The sequence below is a fragment of the Gimesia panareensis genome, assembly GCF_007748155.1.
Taxonomy (GTDB): domain Bacteria; phylum Planctomycetota; class Planctomycetia; order Planctomycetales; family Planctomycetaceae; genus Gimesia; species Gimesia panareensis.
This window is the reverse complement of the sequence record NZ_CP037421.1, coordinates 5,177,748-5,201,150: the sequence shown is the minus strand read 5'-3', so window position 1 is coordinate 5,201,150 and position 23,403 is coordinate 5,177,748. Positions and strand designations below refer to the sequence as shown.

Genomic DNA, 23,403 nt, shown 5'->3' with positions numbered 1-23,403 from the left:
AAACGCCGGACGATTTCGCCTGTATTCTTTACTTTCGCCACCATTTCTCGGTAAAGTAGCTGTAACTCGACGATCGTTGGCTGCGAATTCTGAATTCTGTTTAATTTTTCAGAAGTTCAAAAATAAAACCAACATCGGGACAGATCTCATTCGTATGATGCAAGTGTAGTTGCGCCCTGATGCGTCAACTGCGGGCACTTATATTTTTGATGCATTATTTTGAAAAACGGTAAATGAACGATGGGAAACCTGCTGGTTTTTGCTGCTGAGACGACAGACCTGACAGTACAATGGTGGATTACCGGAATCGGGGTCGCAATTTACTTTGCACTCCTGTTTGGAGTCACCTCCATGACGCAAGCCGGGGTGATTGCCCGGGCAACGACGAAAGAGGCGATCCGTCAGCCCGTGTTTCTGCTGCTGATGGCTTTGGGGCTGATCCTGCTGCTGTTAAATACGTTTCTCCCATTCTTTTCAATGGGCGACGATGTCAAAATGCTGATGGACTGTGGTCTGGCGACCATCCTGATTTGCAGTCTCTTGCTGGCAGTCTGGTCCGCGAGTACCAGTATCGCCGATGAAATTGAAGGCAAGACGGCAATGACACTGCTGTCCAAGCCGATCAATCGCCGTCAGTTCATTGTCGGGAAATACCTGGGAATTTTGAAAGCCGTCGTCTGGCTGATGCTGCCTCTGGTCATTACTTTCCTCCTGCTGGTCTACTTCAAAGTCGGCTATGATGCACGCGAAGCAGCCCAGGAACCGCCAACTCATGCAGAGCGGATGGCAGCCGTCTGGTTGATTCTGCCCGGGATCCTGCTGATTTATATGGAAGTCGCCATCCTGACCGCGATCAGCGTGGCCATCTCGACGCGTCTGCCGATGATGGTCAATATGATTATCTGCTTTGGCGTGTATATCATCGGTCACCTGACCCCCAACCTGGTTCAGGCCAAGGCGGAAGGGCTCGAGTTTGTGAAATTTACCGGGCAGTTGATTGCCACAATTCTGCCCAACCTCGATAACTTCAATATGTCACCAGCGGTTGCAACAGGAACCGTGGTTCCACCTGTCTATATTGGTCATTCTGCACTTAGCTGTCTGCTCTATTCCGGAATCGCGATTCTGGTTGCCTTTATCTTGTTTGAAGACCGGGACCTTGCCTGACAGACAGGGGACAGGCTTCATTCTTTAACCATTCAAAACAGATTCGGTGGGTCCTGTGTCAAATCGTCAGCCCAACGCATTCCATCGCGCATTCCCCGCGCGGGAGTTTTTTCGTGGGTCTGCCAGATCCGTTGTGTTCTGGTCATTTATCAATGGTCTGTTGCTGGCGCTTCTGCTGCTCATCTTTTTTCTGATCCTTGATTTGCTGGATCATCAGGGCAAGATCGCGGTTCAGGGAGCAACGCAGGTGCAGTTGTTGCAGGAACTGCAGGGCATTACGGTCGCAGCAGAGCCTGTCGAAAAACCTGAGCCCGCGGAAGAAAACCAGCCCAAGCCGAAACTGGATACCAAAAAAGAGGCCGCTGAAAAGCAGCCCGAACCGGAACCGGAAAAAAAAGCGGCTCCGGCTGCCTCTCAACCCAGGCCGGCACTGGAGCGTTTGAGTCTTTCAAACACGGGGATTCTGCCTTCTGTCTGGTGGACTCATTCCAAGTACCATTTGGGGCTTTTGAAATCACTCTATCAGCGGGTCCCTTTACTGCAGCAGAATCAGTCGGCCCTGTTCACACTGATTCTGGTATCACTGGTGCTGGCCAGTATCCGGGTTCTGATCCGCTGGCGATGCCGACTGCGGAGCCTCAAAGTGTCGTATCATATTTCCACGACCTTACGGAATATGATTCACCGTCAGGCACTCCGGCTGGGCCCCGGGGATTTATCGGGAAAAGAGACCGAGCAGGCGTTTCATCTGTTCATTCAGGATGTCGGCACTGTCCAGAGCGGCGTATTTCACTGGGTCTATGACCTGACACGTCATATTTTGACCGTGGTTGTGTTGTTACTGATCGCTGTTTCCATTGACTGGCGATTGACCTTGCAGTGTATTATCCCGCTGGCTGCCGCCTGGTATTTTCTATTGCAGCACCGCAAAGATTCTGAACTGCAACACGCGAAAACGCTGGTGACCATTGAAACAGAGCTTTCGCTGCTGGCCGAAAATCTGCGGAGCACGCGGCTGGTACGTGGTTACGGAATGGAAAACGCGGAACACGAACAGTTCCAGAAACACCTGGCCAAGTACACCGAAAATCTGGAAAAGCTGAAACGTGTGGAGGGCTGGGGGCATCGCATCGCCCGCGGGCTGGCCGTCTTCTGTTCCTGCCTGGTAGTCTTTCTGGTGGGATACAAGGTTCTGGTCAATCCCGAAGTTCTGCCACTGTCGGCTGCGGTACTGGTGGTCGGGATTTTTGGCTTTTTCTACCTGCCCGTCAGTGGCTTACATACTTTGTTACACGTCCGCGAAGAAGCCAACGTGGCAGCCAGCTCGATTTACCGTTATCTGAACCTCATTCCGGAAGTGGGACAGGCGGTGGGGGCCAAGTTCCTCGAACCACTGTCCTCGGCACTGCAGTTCGAAAATGTCAACTACAGTCTCACTGCCAATTCGCCGCTGATCTTAAACGGTTTTGATCTGAAAGTTCCCGCTGGAACCAGTACCGCCCTGGTTTCTCTGGACAAACTGGCTCCGCGAGCTGTCAGTTTTCTGATTCCGCGGTTTATTGAACCTCGGTCGGGGCGCGTCCTGATGGACGGCGAAGATACCGCCTGGGTGACGCTCGAATCTCTGAGGGCGGAGGCAATTTTTGTCAGCGGAAACGATCCTTATCTCACTGGAAGCGTAAAAGACAATATTCGCTGTGGCGATGAACGCTATTCGCTGCAGGAAGTCATCGCCGCCTCGAAAGAGTCCCACGCGCATCAGTTCATTCAGAATCTGCCTCAAGGATACGAAACCGTATTGGGGCAGCATGGTGAAGATCTGACGACCGGGGAAAGTTTCCGCCTGGGGCTGGCACGGGCACTGTTGAGAAAGCCCGCACTGATGATCATTGAGGAGCCGGAAGGTCCCCTGGATGAGGACACCAAAACGCTGCTCGAAGATGCTTACGCCCGGATATTCCAGAACCGGACAATCCTGGTGATTCCTTCCCGGATTACGACGCTCAGACGCGTGGACCAGGTGGTAGTGATCCAGGATGGCAAGGTCGAAACCGTCGACAGTCAGGCAAATCTGTTGAAGCGGTCCGCCCTGTATCGCCATTGGGAATACACGCGTTTCAATCAGTTCCGGCATTCCCAGGAAACTCCGAACGAACCACGTTAAACCAAAGTCATCACAATGGAAACACTTCACTCCCCGGTGGTTGAAAATGCAATCCGGGTCGCAGCCGAGGCACATAAATCACAGAAACGAAAGTCATCCGGCATTCCCTACATTGCACACCCGATGGGAGTCTGCCTGATTCTGGTCAAGGCGGGGTTTCATGAAGAATCGATTCTCGCTGCCGCGGCCCTGCATGATGTCGTGGAAGACACAGCGCTGACGTTTGAGGATCTGGCGGAAACCTTTTCGGATGAAATTCTGCAGTATGTCAGAGAAATGACAGAGGAGAAGGAAGCCGAGGACGGAAAAAAGCGCAGCTGGCGCGACCGCAAGCGGGATCATATCCAGGTGATGCAACAGGCTTCCGAAGGTGCGCGAGCCATCGAACTGGCTGACAAACTGCATAACCTGGAAGCGATGCTGTTCGATCTGCAGACGGAAGACCGCTCGGAATTCTGGGGGCACTTTGGTGCGAGCCCGCAAGAGATTGTGCAGTATTATCATTCAATGATCGAAGCGGCCGGCCAGTCGGATGCCCGGCTGGAGTCGCTGGTGAAAAACTGCCTGGCCCGCCTGGAAGAGTTACAGAAACATTTACCGTAGCTTGCACGTTGGCTGCCGGTATGACTTTTCATGTCAGGTGAGGTATTGTTTAATACAACAGCCGACAGGAAGTGCCTCAACTGGTCTGATCTCAATCTGATTTCGGACTGGCTGCCGGGATGGAAATTACAGCTGACACAAGGGAAGCATGTGCGATGGCAAATAAAGGTGAATATCCCGACTGGTTTTTGTGGTTGTGGGAGAAGTGGGTTGTTTTATTCCTGGTGCTGGGAGTACTGACTCTGATCCTGATTGCCGGGGCCGTTTATCTCGACAACCGCTTTGCGCGTTTTGAGGATGAGCTGAAGTTCGTGCCACCGCGAAGTTATCAGCCCCCGGAACTTTCCGAGTACGAAGCAGGCAAGATTGATTCACAGAAGCTGACGCGGAGTGGTTCGATCTATGCACCCTGCTATTCGCATATTTATTATCATGGAGGATCGCCTCTGCTGCTGGAAACCACATTGAGTATTCGCAATATCAATCAGGATCAACCGGTTTATCTGACAGCGATTAATTATGTGGATACCGATGGAGAATCGATCAAGATCTACCTGGATCAGACGATCAAGCTGGCACCCTTTCAGACGATTGAGTTTCTGGTGGAAGAGAAAGACAGTACAGGGGGATCCGGCGCCAATTTCCTGGTGAACTGGATGGCTGGGGAAGAGGTTGAGCCGCCCCTGGTGGAAACGGTGATGGTCGGCGCTTCCGGTTCACGCGCCATCGCCTTTTCCAGAAGCGGCGTTCCGATTCCTGCCGGCAAATCGGAAAACTGACATCCCAGACAGGCAATCATTTCATTCCTTAATATCAGTCAATTGAAAGCGCTTCCATGTCACGACAATTCTCAATCATCCTGATGCTGCTGTTTGTGTCGGTGTTTTATGGTCCTGTTCAACTGGAAGCTGCGACTCCCAATGTGATCGTGATCATGGCCGACGATCTGGGATATGGCGATCTGTCCTGTTATGGGGCAACCGCTCTGAAGACACCTCACATCGATCAGCTGGCCTCGGAAGGCCTGCGGTTCACCAGCGGTTACTGTTCGGCTTCGACCTGCACGCCGACCCGCTATTCATTTTTGACCGGGACATATGCCTTTCGGGGAAAACGCACCGGGATCGCGCCGCCGAATGCACCGGCCATTATCAAGCCTGGCACGGAGACAGTTGCCTCCCTGCTGAAACGGGCCGGGTATACGACTGCCGTGATCGGGAAATGGCATCTGGGGCTGGGGGGAGATGCCGGGCCGGACTGGAACGGCGAACTGAAACCCGGACCGCTGGAAATCGGCTTCGATACCTGCTTCCTGCTGCCGACGACCAACGATCGTGTACCGCAGGTTTATGTGAAAGACCATCGGGTGCCGAATCTGGATCCCGCCGATCCGCTCTGGGTGGGAAATAAAAAGCCCAGTCCCGATCATCCTACGGGACTGACGCATCGCGATACGCTCAAAATGGACTGGTCGCACGGGCATAATTCGACCATCCATAATGGGATCAGTCGCATCGGCTTCTACACAGGCGGGCATGCGGCGCGCTTCCGGGATGAAGATCTGGCGGATAAATGGGTTGAGAAGTCGGTTGAGTTCATCGAGAAGAATAAAGAGAAGCCCTTCTTTCTGTTCTTTGCTTCGCATGACATCCATGTGCCCCGAATGCCCCATGAACGTTTTCAGGGAAAAACAAAACTCGGTTATCGCGGCGATGCCATCATTCAACTCGACTGGTGTGTGGGAGAGTTGATGAAAACGCTCGATCGCCTCCAACTGGCTGAAAATACGCTGGTTGTGTTCTGTTCCGATAATGGTCCTGTACTGGATGATGGATACAAAGATGGCGCGCTGGAAAAAATTGGAAACCACCGCGCGGCAGGACCGTATTCCGGAGGCAAGTACAGTGTCTACGAAGGCGGAACCCGGACTCCCTTTATTACCCGCTGGAAAGGGCGGATCAAGCCTGGTGTGAGTGATGAAATGGTCTGCACGATCGATCTGCCAGCCAGCCTGGCAGCGCTGGCCGGTCAGTCGCTCCCCCAGGATGGCTGTCGCGACAGCTATAATATGCTCGGTGCGCTGCTGGGGAAAGCGGGAGCCCAGGGCCGTGATCATCTCGTACAGCAGAACAACGGGAATAACGGAACGTATGCTCTGCGAACCGGAAAATGGAAACTGCAGCGCTACGACAAACAGACGGCCCGAAATATCATCGTGGAACAGGAGCTATCCAATACCAAAGTTCCCCACTACCAGCTGTTTGACCTGGAGCAGGACCCGGCTGAAAATCGCAACGTCATCCAGGATCATCCGGAAGTGGCACGGCAGCTGAAAAAACAGTTAGCCGACCTGATCGAACAGGGGAGCAGTCGGCCTGGCGCGGTCGCACCTGCTGCAAAATAATTAAAACAGGGCGGGTTTCATCTGCGAGTTGAGTTCGTTCCAACGGGTGAGCAGTTCCTCTAATTTGTCCGGGTGTTGACTGGCGAGATTGTTCTGTTCCGACAGATCGTCCGTGATACGATACAACTCCCAGGCAGCAGCACCAGGTTTGCCGCGCATCTTGACAATCTTCCAGTCTCCCAGGCGGAGTGCCGCCCGTTTGCCCTGTCGCCAGAAAAATTCGGTGTGCGGCACGCCGGTCTTTTCGTTCAACAGATAGGGCATCAGATTCTGACCATCCAGGTGCTCCGGGATCTTCGCTCCCGAGAGGGCCGCTGACGTGCTGAAAAGATCCATACTGCTGACCGGCGCTTGATAAATTTCCCCGGCAGGCAGCTTGTCAGTCCAGCGCATCAGGAATGGAATCCGCAGCCCTCCTTCATACATGGAGCCTTTCTCGCCGCGAAGGGGCAGATTACTGGAGGTCAGTTCACGGGTGGGTCCGCCGTTGTCACTCAGAAAGACAATCAGTGTTTTTCGATCCAGATTCGCCGAGTGCACCTGTTTCAGAATCTGGCCCACACTTTGATCCAGGGAAGACAGCATGGCGGCAAAGACCCGGCGATGGACATCTTCAATCTTTTGAAAACGCTGCATGTCGGCCTGCTTACCCTGCAGCGGACTGTGGACTGCATTGTATGCCAGGTATAAGAAAAAGGGTTTGTCCTGGTGCCGATCGATAAAGCTGACCGCTTCACGGGTAAAAGCATCAGTCAGGTATTCCGTTTCCACGACCGGCTGTCCGCCGCGAATGATGGGGTTGTTGGCGTCGTAGTCCGGTTCATCGTATCCCATATGAGTGGAATAGATCAGTTGGTCACTGATCCAGCGTCCCTTTCCGCCGCCGGGGATCGCCTTACGACGCAGCATGGTGGTGACGCCCTGATAAGGGGGCGGCACGAAGTAATGCCCCTCGTGCATGAAACCGAAGAATTCGTCGAAGCCGTGGCGGTAGGGATGATAATCGGCAGTGCCGCCCAGATGCCATTTACCGATCAATCCGGTCGTGTATCCCTGGTCGTGCAGGAGTTCGGCCAGCGTCTGTTCTGCGGGAGGCAGGCCGGTTCCCGGATCTTCGTTGCGGGCACCGATCGGGTTGAATTCGTAACCGAAGCGGGTGGGGATTTTTCCCGTGAGCAGTCCGGCACGAGACGGGCTGCAGTTGGGGGCGGTAACATATGCCTGTGTAAAACGCATGCCCTCCTGCGCCAGTGAGTCGATGTGCGGCGTCGGAATCTGAGGATTTCCCTGGCAGCCCAGTTCTCCGTAGCCCAGGTCATCGGCCAGCAGGATGATGATGTTGGGTTGTTCTGCCAGGAGTTGTGGATTGATGCAGAAGTTTAAGGCAAATAGAAGTGGAATGAGTGTTTTCAGATTCATGACGACTGGAGCACTTTCAAAAGTCCAAAGATGACAGGCAGATTAAAAAAACTAGAGACCAATCTGAGCAACATGATCCAGTAAATTCCAGAGTGCGTTGTAGTTTTTGATAATCGATTGATTGAAGGCCTGGATGTCGAAGTCTTCGCTGCTGGAAAAACATTGAGTGGTAGCAACAATAAACTCCACCAGTGATTCGTCTTCAGCTAATAAACGCAGTTTTCTTTCGGTAATGGTGATGTTTGATTTTTTATGAGCTTTCTGAAAATCATAGTCGAGGACAATCCATTCAATGAAAGATTCCCATTCATCCGGTTCTGCATAATAAAATGCACGGTAAGCATGAGGCCAGATGTCACTCAAGGCGACTAAAAAAAAGAACCCGACGAATTTGGCACTGTTCTCGCCCCAGCGGGGTGATTTAAGCAGTGACAGCCGTCGTACAATTCGCTTGATGCGTCTGGGGTTTTTAAGTGCCTGAGAATACGAGATGATCGCCCACATGGTTCGAACATATTTCCGGATTTTCTTTGCTTCTGTATTTTTCGTCAATCCCGACAAATATCTGCTGATTGGATCCTGATCCTGGCTCCATTCGTCATAAGACCACGGGGTGGGGACCCGGTAATAATCAGGGAATATTTTTTCGAGGTACAATGCCGCTTCAGTTCCATTTCCAAGGTAGCGGCCGTTGATGAAACGAATGATGGCGTCCTGGTCTACAGCGACAATAAAAGTGACCCCCGGTACATTCAAGACGAGATGCAGTGTTTCAATGATGAGCAAGACAGCGTCGGGACGGCACCGGTCAAGGTTGTCAATGGCTATGACGACACGTCCCTGGCCTTGGTCCAGGATGAGTGAAATTAATTGTCGAAAGCAATGTTCCACCTGGACTGCATACGATTCAGGTAAGCCATTTTTCACGTTCATGGCCTGATCAATCTGCCGGGCTCCTTCGAAGATGATTTTGGTCTCCGGTAATCTTTCGGAGACATATTTTCTGGCAGCATTGAGTAATAGTTCAGAGAGTTTTTTAAATCCAAGCTTGTGTGCAGGTGCGGCTTGTGAAGCGATGAAGTGCAACAGAGGAACGATGATGTCGCCGTGGGACTGGTATCTGAGTGCATCGAATAAAAACCAGTGGTGCCGACTTTTGCTTTTGTGCTGAGTCAGCGCAAGAATGCTGGACTTACCGCTGCCCCAGGGGCCGTACAGCGCGACCGTATCAGAAAGCGACTTCTCGCATTGATCGATTCGAGCAGAAAGTAAAGAAACCAGATAGTCGAATTCGAAGAAATCATCGGAGTTGGATTTGATGGGAGAGTCAATCAGTGATGCGGCTTTTAGTACCATAACCTCACAACCTGCTGTCTCGAACGGGCATCTGGAAAATCGTATGCTGACTGCCTGTTGAACATACCGGTTCCTGCAGGGAGGATCAATAAAAAAATGAGCCTGCACTACAGAGATCATCGCGCTGAAGCGTAAGGATCTGAGTATTCAAACTTAAGAGAACGGAAGTGCGTTTCTGAGGAGCGATCCCTGTTCAGTGTGCATGAAACGTGTTATTCTCGTCAGATCTTAATGTCAAAGGAGATGAAATCATGCCATTACTGGGAGCGCATCAGTCTATTGCTGGTGGATATTATAAAGCCGTTGATCTGGCTGCCGAATATGAGATGGATTGTGTGCAGATCTTCACCAAGAATAATAACCAGTGGCGGGCCAAGCCACTGACGGACAAAGATGTGCAGTTGTTTCAGGAGCATCTGGAAGCGACGGGCGTCAGTCGGCCCTGTTCGCATATGAGTTATCTGATCAACCTGGCCAGTCCCAAGGATGAACTCTGGAACAAATCGATCGATGCGGTGGTGGTGGAACTGGAGCGCGCCGAAGCCCTGGGGCTGGAAGGAGCCGTGATGCATCCCGGCAGTTATGTGACTTCCAGCGAGGAAGAGGGGCTGGACCGGATCGTAGCGGCCATCGATCAGATTCACGAAAAAACCAATGGCTTTCAGACCCAGATCTGGCTGGAGACCACCGCCGGGCAGGGATCGAACCTGGGATTTAAATTTGAACAGCTGGCGTACATGCTGAATCAGGTCCAGGAGAGAGAACGGCTGGGGATCTGTGTCGATACCTGTCATATTTTTGCAGCCGGCTATCCGTTGATTGAAGAAGAAGAATATCAGTCCACGATGTCGGAACTGGATCAGGTGATTGGTTACGATCGTGTGCGCGCCTTCCACTTGAATGACAGCAAGTGTGAATTTGGCAGCCGCAAAGACCGCCATGAAAACATTGGTCGTGGCTATCTGGGGCTGGAACCCTTCCGCCACCTGCTTAACGATCCGAATTTTCAGGATCGCCCGATGTATCTGGAAACCCCTAAAGATGCAGAGGATGGCGTGCCCCTGGATCAGGTCAATATGCAGACGCTGCGCGGGCTGTGTGAGAGCTGAGAGAATTTCTTAAAGACTGCTAAAATCCGAAATACCCTCTCATGCCATCAATTTCGCCCAGTCGATAAAGGGTAACAGGCGAAGTATCAGGTGCGGTTGCGCGCCTGTGAAGTGAGCTCGTCTGCACCTCAACTCCCCATTGAGGCTGCTCCCCGCGACCCAGGCAGAGATCTCATTCCCGATTTGATTTCTGCATGCAGAAACAGGATTCGTCGTTGTGAAGATCGGTCTGTTAACACGAAAACTGACAACGGTTTATTTGTTGTTGGCTCTCTTCGGGTATCTGACGGTTGGCTGTTTACGCCAGTCTGCGGATGTGATTTCCCAGTCCACGCAAACAACAGAAAACTCGTTGATTGCAGCCAGCAACAGTTCGGGCTTTAACTATTTTGATCAGAAAAAGAAAGTTTCTGCAGAAGAGAAGCCGGGACGCGTCAAACTTGGTGCTCCTTCTCCTGTTGCTCAGTCAAAGCCGACCCCGGAGTCAATGCAGCCAGCGCCGGTGAAAATCAGTCAGGCTGCCTTTGAAGATGTCGAACGCATGAAACAGGAGGCCAGGGCGGCTGATGACAATCAGCCGCAGAAAAAATCGGCTGAAACTCCTGTCGAAAACTGGCGTTCCAAATCGCTGATTTCCTCGGCTAAAAAATACCCCACTAAACTGATGGAAGCCTGTCAGCAAAATACGGATCGCATTCAACAGGCTTCCGGGGCAATCAGTGATGACTTTTCACGGGGAATCAAACGGCTGGTAGGAGCAGATCAAGATGAGCCTGCTCCAGAAGTCTTTCCTGAGAACCAGTTGGATTCCGGGGAGAAGCATGTCTCGCAGAGAACCGCTGCAGATGCGTTTCGCGCAGACGAAGTCAGCCGATATTTAGAGCAGGCCAATCAGGAACTGGCTGATCCACAAATCAGGCAACTGGGACAGGAACTGCAACAGGATCTACAGCAGTCGACCCCCATCTTCGAAGAGGTCACCCAGGAGATGCGGCATCTGCAGATCAACTCAATCATGGAGCGTGCCAACAGAGAACTGAAAGAAAAGAATTATGAGTACGCTCAGTTTCTCGCGGAACAGGCACTGGAAACCAGCTATCGGGGCCATGTCGCCTTTGGACTCGATGAAGAATCTCCCCAGATGTTACTGCAGAAGATTAAACAGGAACTGGCATCGAATCAGCCTGCCGCACTGAAGCAGACCGGCCATTCAGAACCCCTGGTACAGTCCAACAGCGGCCAGCGTGTACCCGGCTTCAGTCCCTCACGCGTGCATCCATTAAAGCGACGGGCCATTCCCCGGACCGAGACAAAGCCGGCGGCACCTCGTTCGGTGCAGCCCGCGCCCTCTCCGTCTGCCAGCAAGGAGTTGCCTCTGATCGTTCCCCGCAACATGGGGACGATACCGGTTCAACCTCGACAGACTTTCACACCTCCGCAGAATGAGCCCAAAGGAAGTATTTCACTGGAACCTCCGGCTTTTGAACCATTGGAGGAAGTACCCACAGAGTTACCTCCCATTGAGCAACCCGTGCCGCGCGAAGCAAAACCCGTTCAGCCGGAACCCTCCATCAAACTGGAGTTGGAAGAAGCTCCTGTTGAACCACCGGCCCGTATTCAGTTGAGTGGCCCGGAGGCTGTGACCCGGGAACCAGCGAGTGTTCCCCAGGAGAAATCAGAACAGTCTTCCGGGGCAGGGCCTCAATTGATGCTGCCGAAGCTGCCTGCGGTATCCGGAGATCTGACGTCGCAATCAGAGATGAACGGAAAAACACACGCGACCATGACATCACAGTCGGGACAGCAGCGGGGAATGCCGACATCCAATGTGAAGTTTCGCTCCCGATTACAGGAGCGCAGCGGGGAAGAGTCCTCGCCGTTTGTGGAACAGAAACGGACGGAACGTCGTGAAGAGGCCTCTCAGGGAGGCGCCGGCTTGAAACTCGATGAGATCGAATGGGATCTGGCGGAACGGAAACGTCCGGCCGTCAAAAGCGGTTGGGGAGGCATCACGACCCTGTTGCTGGCAGCCGGAGGCCTGATCATTCTGCTGCTTTCAGCGATCATCGTGGTCCTGTTGCGACGCGGGGCTTCCTCTTCCTGATCGAACGCGGAAAACATCCGGAAGCGCGCAAAGACGGTTACAGGAAATGGTCCGGCACTGTCCAGCGCTCGACTGTCATCTCATGCAGGATATCCGGATGATCAGTTTTCCGGTTTCGTGAGAAATTCACCACCGCTGATGAACATGCCGTTTTCACAGGGGGTGCACCACATGATCTGAACCCGGTATTCAAACTCGCGTGTTTCGCTGGCCAGTTTGACTGTCACTTCACCCGGATTGATCATCCCTTTGTGCAGCAGTCCCAGTCCCTGGCGGCTGATTTCGCGTGTCATGGCTGAAATGGTATTCCCCCGCATGGTTTTCACTTCCGCGGGCACAGAGAGTTCCAGGCGATCCACATCACGGACATTCACGGCATCGCTGTTACCGAAACTTTCCAATACATGTTTCAGGTCGTCCATTGTGGGACGGCTCCAGGGCGTTTCTTCCATTGAATTACTCCGAGTTTGAAGTCTCTATTTTGATTTGGTTCGTGTGCTCAGATTTCGCTGATATTGAAATATAGAATACAAATAGAAATCGGGGCTTGATTTCATTGCAGATTGCTGAGGCTGCCTGTCCACGAGGGCAGGAACATGAGGAGAATGACTGCTGCACAGCGGCCGGAGGTCGTGATACGGGAAAGGACTGGCAATTATGAGAATCAATCCACTCGGAAGGGCTGGTTCAAATCTGACGGTTATGCCGGTATTTCATCCCTTGAAGGTGCGAATTGTATCAATCGTACCAAAGACTCCTGCTGATTCTGCTATAACGCCTGCACTTTAATAAATCCGTTTGACGCATTGTTTCAGGCAGGTTCGATATGAAATTGGGGTGATCTCAGTAATCAATCATTGCACTGATGACTCAGCACGGCCGGGAGCCGGAGGTCAGGATGACTTTGATTACCAGGATGTGAGTACTTGAAATGGCTCGAGCAAGCGAAAGCAGATTGATCTACCAATTCTTATGATGATCTCATCTTTTTATCAAAAATATAGTAGGTACCTGATCTGGGGCGTGTTCTGCACGCTGCCGATTCTGGCCTTTCTTGCAGAACTCCTGCCTTCGAATAACGATATTGAAACCTGGCTGCCCAAGGATTCGGACGTTCGCATTGTTTATGACCGGTTCAAAACCGAGTTTGGTGCAGAAGAAGTCATTCTGGTAGCGGTCGAGCAGGGTCTGGACCAGCCGGCTCTAATCGAAGCCACCGCGAGTCGCATTGAAACATTGCCGACCGTCAGAGAATGCTGGACGCCTGATCGACTGAAAAGCATTCTCAACGAATTTCAGGTAGAAAAAGAGGAAGTCAATCGCCGTCTGGACGGTCTGCTGATGAATCAGGAGCACCAGGTCGCGGGGATCCTGGTTCTGCTGTCCGATCAGGGGATCAAAGACCGGGCGGGCACGGTTGCCGGGATTCGTGAAAAACTCGAGTATAACCAGCTGACCGGACAGGAAGTCAAACTGGCCGGGGCTCCCGTGGTGATTGCCGAACTGGATCGCCTGGGGAGTCAGAAAAGCAATAAAAAGTTTTTCATCATCACGCTGCTGATCAGCCTGGGGCTGCTGTATCATTCATTCCGGGAATGGAAAAAAACACTGGCCACCCTGGGCCTGACGGTCTGGGCCATCAATCTGACCACTGCCCTGATTTACCTGGGCGGCGGGGAAATGAATTTCATCCTGGGTGCTCTGTCGGTCATGGTGATGGTGTTTACGCTGGCGATCTCGATTCACGTGCATCACTATGTCGCCAGTTGTATCGATGAACCCGATCCGCTGGCCTCCGCTTTAAAGATCGCCTGGAAGCCCTGCTTCCTCGCCACGCTGACGACGACCATCGGGCTCTATTCACTGACGATCAGCGAAATTGGTCCAGTCACGCAGTTTGGCTATGCAGCTTCGTTGGGGACTTTTGTGTCGCTGCTGACTGGCTTGGGGCTCACACCGGCTGTGCTGACTCTCTGGCCCATTGACCCTCAAACAGTCCATGGGGGAGAATCCCGCTGGAATTTCCAGAAATGTGCCAACTGGTTAATTGATCATTCCGGTCGCGTCTCACTGGCAACCATCGTGCTGGTGATGATCACGGGAGTGGGACTGTTCAATCTGAAGACCAAGATCGATCCGCTGGATTTTCTGCCGGCAAAAGGTCGAGTGATTCAGGACGTACGTGCGGTACAGGAGAATCTGACGGAGCTGGATTCGATCGAAGCGATTGTCGATTTCGGTGATGAAGAGCTGCCTTTCATCAAGAAAATCGATCGGGTCCGCGAGCTGGAAAAACTGATCCAGAAGCATCCGGCCGTCAGGCATACGATGTCTCTGGCCAGTTTCTTTCCCAACCAGTTTCCGGAAAGCCCGTTTGAAACCGCGCGGTTACTGTCGCATGCTCAGTCGACGCATGGGGACAATGATTTTACTTCCGATGGCGAACGGCTGTGGCGGATTTCCGCTCGCATCAGCAGTGACGCCGATCTGCCTCAGGATCAGATCTACGACGAGTTGGCTGAGATGATCAACGACCCGCATGTGGTTCTGACAGGCGTTGCTCCCCTGTTAAGACGGGCACAAAATCAGATTTTCACCGGCTTCTGGGAAAGTTTTTCGATGGCGTTTGTGATCATTACCGCCGTGATGATTGTCTCACTGCGATCGATCAAGGCCGGTCTGGTAGCGATGGTGCCCAACCTGACGCCGATCTGCATCGTATTCGGCATACTGGGCTGGTACCAGATTCCGATCGACATCGGAATCATGATGACCGCCAGTATTGCGTTGGGAATCGCGGTCGACGGAACCTTCCACTTCCTGGTGCGATATCAGGCACAGTACCGTCTCACCCGTAATTCCGCTCAGGCGTCCCGGGATTCATTGCTGATGACCGGCGAGCCGATCTTTACCGCCGCGGTGATTACCGGGGCCGGCATGCTGGCGTTAACTCTCAGCAACTTTGTGCCGACCGCCCGCTTTGGCTATATGATGACTTCACTCCTGGTTGCAGCACTGGTCGGAGACCTGATTCTGCTGCCTTGTCTGCTCGCTCTGCGGCCTGAGTCTGCCGATCAGCCGGATGGATCTGATCACAAAGACAGTGACAGTTCCGTCGACGAGTCTCGACCGCGGAGTCCTCATTTTCTCAAGCAGTCGCAGCAGGGGACGAAAGATCAGTCAGGGAAAGCAGTTGCATAGTCTATTTTGACCATGCCGACTGAATTCGTCTGGCAATCTGTTGTCTTTTCCGTACCCGTTGATTGATAAATGAAGCCAGTTCATTATCATTGACTTTTCCCCTGAAAACAGCTCGATTTCTGTACCGGTAAGGGGCTGGCCAGTCTCAATTCTTCATCGCCTGCCAGCCAGCTGAATGGGACCGGACAGAATCTTTAAAATATCACTGAGTCAATCAGCACTCCTTTTTCAACTACAGGTTCATAGCGGAATTCAAAATGGGATACCATCTGATCACAGGAGCCACCGGGTTACTGGGAAGATACTTAATTCGAGACTTGTCCATGGCGGGAGTACCGCTGGCGGTACTTGTGCGTCCTACTCGACGGATGACAGTCGACCAGCGGATCGACATGATCATGGGCTTCTGGGATGATCAGTTAGGCCGGGAACTGCCGCGACCGGTTGTTCTGGAAGGGAACATCAACGAAGAGAATCTGGGGTTGAGCGAAGAGGATCTGAAGTGGGCTACGGAAAACGTGGACCGCATGATCCATTCTGCCGCCAGTCTGTCGTTTTACAGTACCAGCCACGAGAGTGAGCCCTGGCGCTCCAATGTGGGTGGAGTGAAAAATGTGCTGGGGTTCTGTAAAACCGCGAATATCAAAAAATTCGATCACGTTTCCACTGCGTATGTCTGTGGCCTGCGAACCGGTCGGATCATGGAATCCGATGTCGATGTGGGGCAGGAATCGGGCAACGATTACGAACGGAGCAAGCTGGAAGCGGAACTGCTGGTGCGCGGTTCAGATCAGTTTGATTCCCTGACTGTCTTCCGTCCGGCGATCATTATCGGTGATTCCAAAACCGGATTCACAAATACGTTCCATGGCTTTTACGCAGCGTTACAGCTGGGACACACTCTGATGCAGATGCAGGAACGGGATGAAACCGGTCTGCTGTTTGCCCGTTCCCGCTTTACGCTGAACGGAGACGAATCCAAGAACCTGATTCCGGTCGACTGGGTCTCCGCTGTGATGGCTTACATTATCACGCATCCCAAACACCATGGCAAAACCTACCATTTAACGCCACTGCATCCTGTACAGTCCCGACTGGTGCACGATGTCTTGTCGACGACCTGTCAATTCTACGGGTCCGAATTTGCCGGAGCCGGTGTGGAACTGACTGACCCCACCGAAGGGGAGCGGCTGTTCTACGATCACATCCGGGTTTACAATTCCTACTGGCGTGACGACCCCGTGTTTGACAGCTCTAACACGCAGGCAGCGGCACCGCATCTGACTTGCCCGCATGTTGACCGGGATTTACTGATACACCTGTCCCAGGTGGCAATCGATATGAATTTCAGCTGGAACGATCGCACGCCCCACCGGTTCGGCGTTAAGTAGCCCAGGGGCTGCCCGGTTTCAGGGGAGGATCTTCCTCCTCTGGGGGCTCAGGATTAGCGGGGGGCGGCGGTTGCTCGCCCGGTTTGGGGACGAACTTATCCAGGATTCCGTTTACAAACTGTGACGATTGCGCGCTTCCGAATTCGCGTGCCAGTTCAACGGCTTCGTCAATAATGACCGCAGAGGGGGTGTCTGTGTGCAGCAGTTCGTAGCCACCCAGTCGCAGAATATTGCGATCGGTGACAGCCATCCGCTTCAGGGACCAGTTTTCCGCGACGCGCACGATTTCCGCATCGATCTGCTGTTTGTATTCCATGACCCCGGAAAACAGTTCCCAGGCGAAAGCCCGGACGGTTTTATTGCGGCCATGCTCATCGATCATACGGCGAACCTCCCCGCCAGTGATGTCCGGGTTGAGGTCGATCTGATAGAGCATTTGCACGACCAGCTGGCGTGCCTGTTTTCGAAGAGACATAGGGGTATCACAACTACAGTCTGGAGACAGAAAAATCCTGGTTTCCCGGGTACTCCGGTCAGGGCCGGTATATCAGGCGTTTGCCTGATCCTGGTCAATCGAGTGTAACAGATTGACCATTTCAATCGCGGCCAGGGCGGCTTCACTCCCTTTGTTACCGACTTTTCCACCGGCCCGGTCCATGGCCTGTTCCATTGTTTCACAGGTTAAGACGCCAAACAGAACGGGAATCCCGCTCTCCTGGCTGCTGCGCATGATTCCTGCTGCGACCTGGTGATTGATGTAATCGTGGTGCATCGTACTGCCCTGAATCACGGCGCCCAGGCAGCAGACGGCCTGGAAACGACCGCTTTTAGCCAGCTTATCTGCAATGAGAGGCAGCTCAAATGATCCCGGCACCCAGTACACGGTAATCTTCTCTTCTGAACCACCGTGCCGACGGAATGTTTCCATCGCCCCTTCCAGCAGGCGACGGGTAATCAGTTCATTCCAGCGGGAAACAACAATGGCATAGCTCGCATCGCGGGCCAGTAAATCGCCTTCAATCAGTTTGTGGTTCATCGAGGTCGTAATTTCAAATTGCCAGGTGGATAATAGATACAGTTCCGGGACAGTTCACGATCGGGTTTCGGATCGCAGTCAGCAGCTGCCTATCCCAGGTTCATACTCAGCAAAAATTCTTCGTTCGTTTTAGTACGTCGCATCCGGTTGGTCAACAGTTCCATGGCATCAACCGGATTCATATCGTTAAGAACCCGTCTGAGGATCCAGACACGACGGAGTTCCTCTTCGTCCATCAGCAATTCTTCGCGGCGGGTACCTGATTTATTGACATCAATCGCCGGCCAGATTCGCTTTTCGACCATTCTACGGTCGAGGTGCAGTTCGGTGTTACCGGTCCCCTTGAATTCTTCGAAGATCACTTCATCCATGCGGCTGCCGGTATCGACCAGTGCGGTTGCAACGATTGTCAGGCTGCCCCCTTCTTCCACATTCCGGGCGGCACCGAAGAACCGTTTGGGGTGTTGGAGGGCGTTGGCGTCCACACCACCGGAAAGGATTTTACCGGAGTGAGGGACTTCGGTATTCCAGGCACGAGCCAGACGGGTGATCGAATCCAGGAAGATGACCACATCTTCGCCATACTCAACCATGCGTTTGGCCTTTTCGATGACCATTTCCGAAACCTGAATGTGGCGGCTGGGGGGTTCATCAAAGGTACTGGAGACGACTTCACAGCGGTCGCCTCCTACCTGGCGTTCCATGTCGGTGACCTCTTCCGGCCGCTCGTCGATCAGCAGGATGAAGACATACGCATTGGGATGGCTGGCGAGAACGCACTTGGCCATTTCCTGCAGCATGACAGTCTTACCGGCTCGAGGAGGCGAGACGATCAGGCCACGCTGTCCCATCCCCACGGGGGCGACCAGGTCGACAATGCGCGTGCTCAGGTTGCCGGCAGGGGAAGAGAGTCGAAGGCGTTCTTTCGGGTGCAGCGGGGTCAGGTCATCGAAGAAGACCTTGGTTGTCAGGATTTCCGGATCGCAACCGTTGACCGCTTCGACCCGCAGCAGGGCGAAGTAACGTTCGTTTTCTTTGGGAGGCCGGATCTGTCCTGCCACGATCGCACCGGTTCTCAAACCAAATCGACGGATCTGGCTGGGAGAGACATAGATATCATCCGGGCAGGGCAGGTAATGATAGTCGGGGCTGCGGAGAAAGCCGAAGCCGTCCGGCAGGATTTCAAGCGTTCCTTCACCGAACATCAAGCCATTGACTTTGGTACGTTCTTTCAGAATCTTGAAGATCAGATCCTGTTTTTTCAGACCGGTATATTCAGTGAGGTTTTCTTCCTTAGCGAGCTGCATGAGTTCTTTCATGGTCAGCCGCTGCAGATCCGCGATGTGAATTTCGCTCTGTTTAATCTTTTCATACCGCTCATCGGCCGCTTTGGAGATGGCAGCAGCACGCTGATCGCGCGCCGGAGATTTTTCAGTTTTATCGTTCGAGTCTAACTCGTCTATATTTTTTGAAGCCACAAGCCCGTCATTTTCAGATGTCTGAAGTTTTATGGATTTGGCCATGATCAAATACTTTCCGAATTACAAAATAGTGAGATGAAATCGAGTGGAGTTTCTGGGATTTAAAGCAGATGGGTTGAACGCGAAGGATTATTAACCTCTGGAAAGGTCGGGTAACATTTAGAAAAGGCATCAACTGGTTTTGATTTAATCAGCGGCGAGTCAGCTGTCTCTGGGTGAAGACGATTGTATTATATGTGTGTGATCAAGGATGTGAATGGGATATCCTCAAATCAGTTATTTGTCTCTTTTTCTGGTTGCAGTATTAAATCAATGAATCTGGATAATTGACGGCCTGCTGATTGCAGATCCTGATCATTGTGAACCACGGTTGTTGCCAGTTTTCGTTTTTCTGAGAGAGGCAACTGGTGATTCTCACGTCTGGTTAATTCCGCTGTTGACCACCCTCGATTCCGCGTCACTCTCTGTAGACGTTGCTCAAAGGGACATTCAATAAATACGATGTGGTCACACAACTCTTGCCATCCCGCTTCCAGAATCACGGCAGCGTCAATCAGGATGGCATCCACATGTCCCTGTGACCGGGCTGCCTGTATTTCCTGTTCCAATCTGCGATGAATCTCGGGATGGACTATCTTTTCAAGTGATTTTAATGATTCCTGATGTTGTTTTGATTCTCCAAAAACGATTCTGGCGAGCTCTTTACGGATGATCTTTCCCTGTTCATTGAACACCACAGTTCCAAACTGTGCTCGTATTTTTTGCTGAACTTCGGGGAAATCAAGTACTTCGTGCCCGATCTGATCGGCATCGATGACTGTGACCGGTCGAAATGAATTTACTGTTCTGGCTACTGCACTTTTACCTGATCCGATTCCTCCAATCAGAGCAATCGTGGGGATGAATGTATGACAAGACACAAGGTGGCTGTGACAACTTGCACTGGTGGAAAATGGTTTTCTTACACATTCCTTCGCAACAGAAACTTACCACACAGGAGGTTTAAGATTGCTGAATCCCTTAGCAACATGTAGATGAGACACATAGGCGTGCATTAATATCGTTACCAATACCCTGCTGATTGTCAACAAAAAAAAGGAAAGTTCACTGTTTTCAGCTTAAATTTCATACTTTCTTTAGAAGGTTACCGAATCGCTGGATCGGCAGTTCCTGATCTGTTTTGCCGACAGGGAAGGGCAGGCCACGAAATGCCGCTATCGTAGAGCGAATCGTCGTCAGTCGACCTCCAGTTTCGACTGTTCGAGCCAGTTCAAGCCGGAGGACATATCGACAATCAGGGGGACCTCCAGTTCCATGGCTGACTCCATTTCGGACTGGACAATCTGGCCGAGGGAAATCAGCTCGTTTTCAGGCACTTCAAAGACCAGTTCGTCATGGATCTGCATCAGCATCCGACCGGGGTGCTGTTCCTCCTTGAGCCGCTGGCTGACGTTGATCATCGCCTGTTTGATCAGGTCCGCGGCAGAGCCCTGGATGACCGTATTGATGGCGGTCCGTTCGGGCATGTTCAACTGCTTCTGAACACCGCCCCGCACACCCTGGATTTCCCGCTTTCTGCCACAGATGGTCGTGACATAACGCTTGCGGGCACATTCTTCCAGGATCTGATCCAGGAATTCCCGGACCCCCTGGTAACGATCGAAATAATCGTCGATGAAACCGGCGGCCTCATTCTGCGGAATGCCGATCGCTTCGGAGAGGCCGAAGGGGCTCTGTCCATAAATGACGCCGAAGTTGACCGCTTTCGCTGTCCGCCGCATGTCACTGTCGACCTCCTCGGGAGCGACGCGAAAGATGTCTGATGCGACGGCAGTGTGAATATCTGCGCCTTCACGGAACGCCTGGCTGAGCGCATCGTCCTGGCTGAGATGGGCCAGCACACGGAGTTCGATCTGGGAATAGTCGGCACAGAGCAGACGCCAGTTTTCGTCCTGAGGAATGAAGGCCTTGCGGATCTGCCGTCCTTCCGGAGTGCGGATGGGAATGTTCTGCAGATTGGGATCGCTGGAACTGAGTCTTCCTGTCGCAGCGACGACCTGGTTGAAGCTGGCATGAATCCGTCCCGTTTCCGGATTGACCAGACCGGGCAGGGCATCGAGGTAAGTACTTTTAAGTTTCGACAGGTGACGATGCTCGGTGATACGGGCCGGCAGTTCGTGCAGCGGCGCCAGCTTTTCCAGAACGCTCTGGTCGGTACTGGGGCCGGTTTTGGTTTTCTTGATGACCGGCAGATTCAGTTCCTCAAACAGCACGGTCCGCAATTGCAGGGGCGAGGCGATGTTGAATTCGTGTCCCGCGAGGTTGTGGATTTCCTCGATCAGTGTGGTCAGACGTGCTTCAAGCCCCTGGCTCTGCTGCTGGAGTTCATCAATATCGACGCGGATACCCGTGAACTCCATCTCGGCCAGAATGGGAATCAGTGGGCGTTCCAGGTCCCAGTAGAGGTCCCACAGATTCTGCTGTTTGAGCTCTTCTTTGAGGATGCGTGAGAGCTGCCAGGCGATTTCGGCATCTTCGACCGCATACTCAGCCACCTTGTCGATTTCGACCTCGAACATCTTTTTCTGCTGTTTTCCCGAGCCAATCAGTTCCGAGATCGGAATCATGGTGTGCTGCAGATAGCGTTCGGAGAGCTTATCCAGGCTGTGTCCCCGTTCTCCGGCATTGAGCAGATAGCTGGCGACCATCGGGTCAATGCTGACTCCCTGCAGATGGACGCCGGCCCGCATCAGCACGACCATGTCGTACTTGATATTCTGGTTGGTGATCATGACTTCGGGGTCTTCCAGCAGCGGTTTGAGCTGGCTGAGCACCAGTTGGGGATCGAGGGCAGGCTGCCCCGGGGGACCTTCCACGGGAATGTAATAACCACTGTGCTTTTCCCAGCTGATGGCCCAGCCGACGATCTCCGCTTCGGCCGGTTTCAGGCCGGTGGTCTCCAGGTCGACACAGAACTCCTCCTGTTCTTTGAGCAAGGCCATGAATTTTTCAAAGGCCGGTTCGGTGTCGACGGTTTCCCGAATTCGTTCCTGGGGCTCCGCTTCTTCGTGTTTCGTGAAGTCTTCTTTCATCTCGTCCGCGAAACGGCGGAAACCGAAATCAGTGAAGAGTTGCCTCAGCCGTTCCCGGTCGGGATGGGTGAGACGGGAGGCTTCCCAGTCGATATCGAGATCCAGGTTCGGATTCAAGGTCACCAGTTCGCGGGACATGCGGGCCTGGTCAGCGAATTCTTTCAGGTTCTGCTGCAGTTTGGGACCTTTGGCTTTGTCCGCATTCGCGAGGACCTCTTCGAGTGTTCCAAACTGCTCAATCAGGGTTTGCGCCTTTTTGGGGCCCACCAGGGGGACGCCGGGGATATTATCCACACTGTCGCCGACCAGGGACTGAAAGTCGATGACCTGATCCGGGCGCACGCCCCAGTCGTCTTCGACTGCCTGGGCATCCATGAATTTATCCTTGCGGATATTGTAGAGCCGGACCGCCTCGTTGATCAGCTGACGGGCGTCTTTATCGTTGGTCACGATCACCGTTTCGAGGCCTTTTTCCCGGGCCTGATGGGCAATGGTGGCGAAAACGTCGTCAGCTTCCCACCCCGGGCATTCGATGATCGGGACCTGAAAACCCCGAACCACATCCATGATATGCGGGATTTGCGGTGTAAGATCTTCAGGCATCTCGGTACGGTTGGCTTTGTATTCGGGATAGATTTCATTCCGCGTGCCCGGGCCGCTGGAGTCCATGGCGAAGATCAGGTAGTCCGGCGCGTGAGTTTTGATGATGTTGAGGATGTCGCGTGTGATGCCAAAAATGGCATTGGTGGGTTGACCGGCAGGACCGGTCATGGCCGGCACAGCATGAAAAACCTGAAATACCAGAGAAAACGTATCAATGATGTAAAGTGTTTTCTTCATAAAGATTTAGCTTTACCTGAAATTTTGAAATGAGAT

General features: G+C 52.8%; 17 protein-coding genes. 9 read left to right on the top strand and 8 right to left on the bottom strand.

The window, feature by feature from the left end; all coding sequences use genetic code 11:
• Positions 1–240 precede the first annotated feature (240 nt).
• From Enr10x_RS19335 to Enr10x_RS19315, 5 genes are all read left to right on the top strand, one after another.
• A complete protein-coding gene (locus Enr10x_RS19335; protein ID WP_145451048.1) occupies positions 241–1,167 on the top strand; it encodes an ABC transporter permease in 927 nt (308 codons plus the stop codon).
• A 133-nt stretch (positions 1,168–1,300) separates the two neighbouring features.
• Positions 1,301–3,331 carry an ABC transporter transmembrane domain-containing protein gene (locus tag Enr10x_RS19330; RefSeq protein ID WP_197997293.1) on the top strand — a complete coding sequence of 677 codons (2,031 nt, stop codon included), beginning with the start codon at positions 1,301–1,303 and terminating at the stop codon, positions 3,329–3,331.
• A gap of 15 nt (positions 3,332–3,346) precedes the next feature.
• Positions 3,347–3,934, top strand: a complete 588-nt coding sequence (locus Enr10x_RS19325) for an HD domain-containing protein (RefSeq protein ID WP_145451046.1) — start codon at positions 3,347–3,349, stop codon at positions 3,932–3,934.
• Positions 3,935–4,089: 155 nt separating this feature from the next.
• On the top strand, positions 4,090–4,713 hold the full coding sequence (locus tag Enr10x_RS19320) for a DUF3124 domain-containing protein (RefSeq protein ID WP_197997292.1): 624 nt from the start codon (positions 4,090–4,092) through the stop codon (positions 4,711–4,713).
• Between the two features lie 56 nt (positions 4,714–4,769).
• A complete protein-coding gene (locus tag Enr10x_RS19315; RefSeq protein ID WP_145451044.1) occupies positions 4,770–6,338 on the top strand; it encodes a sulfatase family protein in 1,569 nt (522 codons plus the stop codon).
• Here Enr10x_RS19315 and Enr10x_RS19310 read toward each other — a convergent pair whose 3' ends face one another.
• Both Enr10x_RS19310 and Enr10x_RS19305 read right to left on the bottom strand, forming a co-directional pair.
• Positions 6,339–7,757, bottom strand: coding sequence for a sulfatase (locus tag Enr10x_RS19310; protein WP_145451043.1), 1,419 nt, complete (start codon positions 7,755–7,757; stop codon positions 6,339–6,341). It abuts the gene before it with no gap.
• 51 nt (positions 7,758–7,808) lie between these two features.
• A complete protein-coding gene (locus tag Enr10x_RS19305) occupies positions 7,809–9,113 on the bottom strand; it encodes a KAP family P-loop NTPase fold protein (RefSeq protein WP_197997291.1) in 1,305 nt (434 codons plus the stop codon).
• Positions 9,114–9,364: 251 nt separating this feature from the next.
• Between Enr10x_RS19305 and Enr10x_RS19300 the strand changes: the two genes are divergently transcribed.
• Together Enr10x_RS19300 and Enr10x_RS19295 are read left to right on the top strand one after the other, a co-directional pair.
• Entirely contained in the window at positions 9,365–10,222 is an 858-nt protein-coding gene (locus Enr10x_RS19300; protein ID WP_145451041.1) for a deoxyribonuclease IV, read from the top strand.
• A 217-nt stretch (positions 10,223–10,439) separates the two neighbouring features.
• A complete protein-coding gene (locus Enr10x_RS19295; protein ID WP_145451040.1) occupies positions 10,440–12,326 on the top strand; it encodes a hypothetical protein in 1,887 nt (628 codons plus the stop codon).
• Positions 12,327–12,427: 101 nt separating this feature from the next.
• Here the strand turns inward: Enr10x_RS19295 and Enr10x_RS19290 are convergent, their stop codons facing one another.
• Positions 12,428–12,778, bottom strand: coding sequence for a PilZ domain-containing protein (locus tag Enr10x_RS19290; RefSeq protein WP_145111565.1), 351 nt, complete (start codon positions 12,776–12,778; stop codon positions 12,428–12,430).
• Positions 12,779–13,298: 520 nt separating this feature from the next.
• Between Enr10x_RS19290 and Enr10x_RS19285 the strand changes: the two genes are divergently transcribed.
• Both Enr10x_RS19285 and Enr10x_RS19280 read left to right on the top strand, forming a co-directional pair.
• Positions 13,299–15,527, top strand: coding sequence for an efflux RND transporter permease subunit (locus tag Enr10x_RS19285; RefSeq protein WP_145451039.1), 2,229 nt, complete (start codon positions 13,299–13,301; stop codon positions 15,525–15,527).
• 257 nt (positions 15,528–15,784) lie between these two features.
• Positions 15,785–16,918 carry an SDR family oxidoreductase gene (locus tag Enr10x_RS19280; protein WP_145451038.1) on the top strand — a complete coding sequence of 378 codons (1,134 nt, stop codon included), beginning with the start codon at positions 15,785–15,787 and terminating at the stop codon, positions 16,916–16,918.
• On the opposite strand, the gene nusB is transcribed toward Enr10x_RS19280, so the two are convergent.
• From nusB to polA, 5 genes are all read right to left on the bottom strand, one after another.
• On the bottom strand, positions 16,911–17,393 hold the full coding sequence (gene nusB / locus Enr10x_RS19275) for a transcription antitermination factor NusB (protein ID WP_145451037.1): 483 nt from the start codon (positions 17,391–17,393) through the stop codon (positions 16,911–16,913). The two genes, Enr10x_RS19280 and nusB, sit on opposite strands and share 8 nt — an antisense overlap.
• A gap of 72 nt (positions 17,394–17,465) precedes the next feature.
• Positions 17,466–17,954, bottom strand: coding sequence for a 6,7-dimethyl-8-ribityllumazine synthase (gene ribH / locus Enr10x_RS19270; protein ID WP_145111553.1), 489 nt, complete (start codon positions 17,952–17,954; stop codon positions 17,466–17,468).
• Between the two features lie 89 nt (positions 17,955–18,043).
• Positions 18,044–19,477, bottom strand: a complete 1,434-nt coding sequence (gene rho, locus Enr10x_RS19265; RefSeq protein WP_145111550.1) for a transcription termination factor Rho — start codon at positions 19,475–19,477, stop codon at positions 18,044–18,046.
• A gap of 230 nt (positions 19,478–19,707) precedes the next feature.
• Positions 19,708–20,355, bottom strand: coding sequence for a dephospho-CoA kinase (coaE, locus tag Enr10x_RS30660; RefSeq protein WP_145451036.1), 648 nt, complete (start codon positions 20,353–20,355; stop codon positions 19,708–19,710).
• A 315-nt stretch (positions 20,356–20,670) separates the two neighbouring features.
• A complete protein-coding gene (gene polA / locus Enr10x_RS19255; RefSeq protein WP_145111544.1) occupies positions 20,671–23,367 on the bottom strand; it encodes a DNA polymerase I in 2,697 nt (898 codons plus the stop codon).
• Between the last annotated feature and the right edge of the window lie 36 nt (positions 23,368–23,403).